This window comes from Corallococcus sp. 4LFB (assembly GCF_046520365.1).
In the GTDB taxonomy this organism is placed as follows: domain Bacteria; phylum Myxococcota; class Myxococcia; order Myxococcales; family Myxococcaceae; genus Corallococcus; species Corallococcus caeni.
Genome location: NZ_JBKGHJ010000739.1, coordinates 1 through 2,948, shown reverse-complemented (window position 1 = coordinate 2,948; position 2,948 = coordinate 1). Strand labels below are relative to the sequence as shown.

Below are 2,948 nucleotides of genomic sequence, written 5' to 3'. Positions count from 1 at the left end.
TGCCTTTGAAGGCATCCAGCATCTCTTCCAGGACAACACCTTGAGCCATGGCCATTGCCAGCGCATAGCGCCCGTCTCCGGTGACGGTGGGGCTCTCCATCAGCAAATGCAGACAGTCGCCCTTGCGCCCGGTGCGCTCGCACCAACGCAGATATGCCCGCGTCAGTTCCACTTCCGCTGGTGGCATGTCGGAGGCAAGTGCGGCCCCCTCCAAGGGCGTCATCTGCCGGGTGCGCGGATCAAAGAGATACGTGCCGCCTCGGGCGTCCACTGCCATCAGGCGCCGCGCGGCCTGCTGGGGATTGGCCGGAAGCCTCACGCCCCGCGCCAGCCTCGCCACGGCCGCTTTGAACTCGCGCCGATCCACCTCCACCGGTCCGGCTTCGTCGCTGTGAGGCCTGAAGACGACTGGCGGCCCCTGGCCCGTTTCCAACCGCACCACGCGCCCTGAGGCACAGCCTGTCAGCCACACCAGCAGGAGTAGCGCGAAAGCGCGATGTACCCTCATCAAGCCCCCAGCGGGAAAGAGCTTCATCCTTCAGGGCGAGGCAGGGCCACGACCAGGACCCTGCGGGTCGCGGCGCCACGAGGGCGCCCGGTGCGAAGGGGCCCTCCAGGCTGTCACCCAGGAAGGCCTGCTCGGAGGGGCACCCTCGCGGGCGAAGGCCTCGGGGTGCTTCACGGCCCTGGTACTACCTGGCGGCGGGCACGAGGCCGTAGAGGGTGGTGACCTCCTTGGAGCGAGCGGCGTGCAGCGGGTCTGCCTTGTCCTTCGCCTTGGAGTGCCGCGCCGGGTTGGACTTGCTCCATGCCACCTTCAGGCCGCAGCGCTCGAACTGCTCCTCGAGCCATCCGGGTGGACGCAGCTCCAGCAGCACCGCCAGGTCCGACAGGATGAGCAATCCCTCTCCTCCTGGCGTCAGCGCGGCGGGGAGCCCTTCGAGGAAGCGCCGCAGGAACTGGCTGTCCTCGTCGAACACGGCGCGGTCCACGCGGTTCTTGGGCGGTTCGGGGATCCACGGCGGGTTGCAGACGACGAGGTCCGCCTTGCCCTCCGGGAACAGGTCCGCCTCCACCACCTGGAAGCGCTGCGAGAGGCCGAGCCGCTCCGCGTTCTCCCGTGCGCACGCCACCGCGCGGGAGTCGCAGTCCGTGGCCTGCGCGAAGGCCGCGCCGCGCTGAAGGAGGAGGAAGGAGAGCACGCCGGTGCCGGTGCCCACGTCGAACACGCGCTTGCCCTTCACGTCCGGTACGGCTGACAGCAGCTCCACGTAGTCGGTGCGCGTGGGCAGGTAGACGCCGTAGTGCGGATGGAGCAGGCCCTTGAGCCCCGGGACCGCCAGCCCCTTGCGCCGCCACTCCGCCGCCCCGAGCATCCCGAGCAGCTGCTTGAGCGGCACGACGGTGAAGTCCGTCGTGGGCTCGCCCCACACCTGCCGGCACGCCTCCGCGACGTCCGGCGCTCGCGCCAGCTCCAGGTGGTAGCTCCGGTCGAGCGCGACGACGATTCGCGACAGCGTCGCGTGCTCCTGCTGACGCGCGCGGCGTTCAGCCCGGAAGGCCTCCAGCGGTGAGCGGGCCTGCCAGGGCTGTTCGAGCCGCCGGCCCAGGGCGCCGAGCAGCTGCTTCGCGTTGTGGAAGTCGCCGGTGTAGCGCAGGAACTCGCCCCGGCGGACGCGCTTGAGCGCGGCGTTGGCGCTGAGCCCGTCGTCCACGGGCGACAGGCGCGTGGGCGCGGGCTCGTCACTCTCCGAGCGCCAGGTGAACGCGGCGTCGGCCGGAAACTCGAAGGTCGCGGCGGCGGGGCGGCGGGGACGGTCCATGGGCCTGGGGTAGCACGTCCTGGCCCCTCCGGCCCCGCGTCTTGCGACGAATTGTTCCGGAGTCAGGACTCCCGGCACAGCCGGTCCACGAACTTCAGCATCGTCGGCAGGCGCGAGGAGCCGTGCATCCGCCGGATGTGCTCCGCGGCGGTCGCAGTCTCCATTCCGATGGCGGTGATGAGCAATGGCTTCAGGCTCTGGCCTCGCACGATGGGCAGGGCCGAGCCGGTGGTGACATAGGGCGTCTTGGCCACGCCGAGGACGGGCACCGCGCGGCAGAGCGCCTCGTACAGGTGGGCGCCCAGGCCCGGCTTGTCCTCTCCGAGCCACACGTAGCCGTCCACGATGATGGCCTCCAGCGGCTCCTGCACCCCGGCCAGCACCCGCAGCAGGTGCGGCAGCTCGCGACGGTAGAACTGGCCGGGCTCGTAGGGGGCCGCGACCGGGCCCCGCTCCACCAGGTGCCCGGCCTCCTTGGCGTCCGTCCAGCCTCGGAAGAGGACGCACGCGGCCACGGTGACGTCAGGGCGGTAGTCCACGTCCACGCAGGCGAGCATCCAGTCCTCCTTGGCGCCTCAGGCTACACGTCTCCGCACTCCCCTGGAGCCTTCCGAGCTCGGCCCCCGGCGTCCCGGGCGCGCAGGCGCTCCGGGGCCCGGCGGCTCAGGCGATCAGGACCTGGAGCCCCCGGAGGAGGTGCTGCGCGGCGTCGCGCGAGGGCAGCCCCGCTTCCTGGACGAGCACGGCGTCGGGCTCCTCCCTCGCGACCCTGCGCTCCAGGTCGTGGAAGGCGTCGAGCCGCGCCTCACGCAATCGCTGGCGCGCGTCGGGAGCGAGGCGCTCGGTCGCCCAGGCCTCCACGGCCCAGGACAGCTCGGCGTGGCGCAGCTCATCCTCGGCGATCCGGCTCAGCGCCTCCCGCACCTGCGCGTCGCGCGCCGTGCGGGCCTGCCACCCGGCCACCAGCGCGCCGTAGGTCTCCCCGACGCACCCTTCCTTCGCGTTCTCCCACAGCAGGGCCTCCAGCGAGCGCGAGGAGAACGGGGCGACCTCCACCGCGGGCACGGTGGCGCCGTGTCGCCGGGCCAGCGCTCGCGCGGCGCGCGTGTGGCGGACCTCCTCCCC

General features: G+C 71.9%; 2 protein-coding genes and 2 pseudogenes. All 4 read right to left on the bottom strand.

What is annotated here, in order from left to right:
• Positions 1–373, bottom strand: a pseudogene (locus ACLEQD_RS40425) (hypothetical protein); the annotation flags it as partial.
• Positions 374–692: 319 nt separating this feature from the next.
• Positions 693–1,823: a 50S ribosomal protein L11 methyltransferase gene (locus ACLEQD_RS40420; RefSeq protein WP_410391267.1), complete on the bottom strand. Its 1,131-nt coding sequence runs from the start codon at positions 1,821–1,823 to the stop codon at positions 693–695.
• 62 nt (positions 1,824–1,885) lie between these two features.
• Positions 1,886–2,380 (bottom strand): endonuclease V, encoded by a 495-nt coding sequence (locus ACLEQD_RS40415; protein ID WP_410391266.1) that lies wholly within the window; start codon positions 2,378–2,380, stop codon positions 1,886–1,888.
• Between the two features lie 106 nt (positions 2,381–2,486).
• Positions 2,487–2,948: pseudogene (locus ACLEQD_RS40410) on the bottom strand (ferritin-like domain-containing protein); the annotation flags it as partial.

Coding starts and splice junctions, on each gene's coding strand:
- ACLEQD_RS40420 (WP_410391267.1), bottom strand. CDS start 1,823: ATGGACCGTCCCCGCCGCCCCGCCGCCGCGACCTTCGAGTTTCCGGCC.
- ACLEQD_RS40415 (WP_410391266.1), bottom strand. CDS start 2,380: ATGCTCGCCTGCGTGGACGTGGACTACCGCCCTGACGTCACCGTGGCC.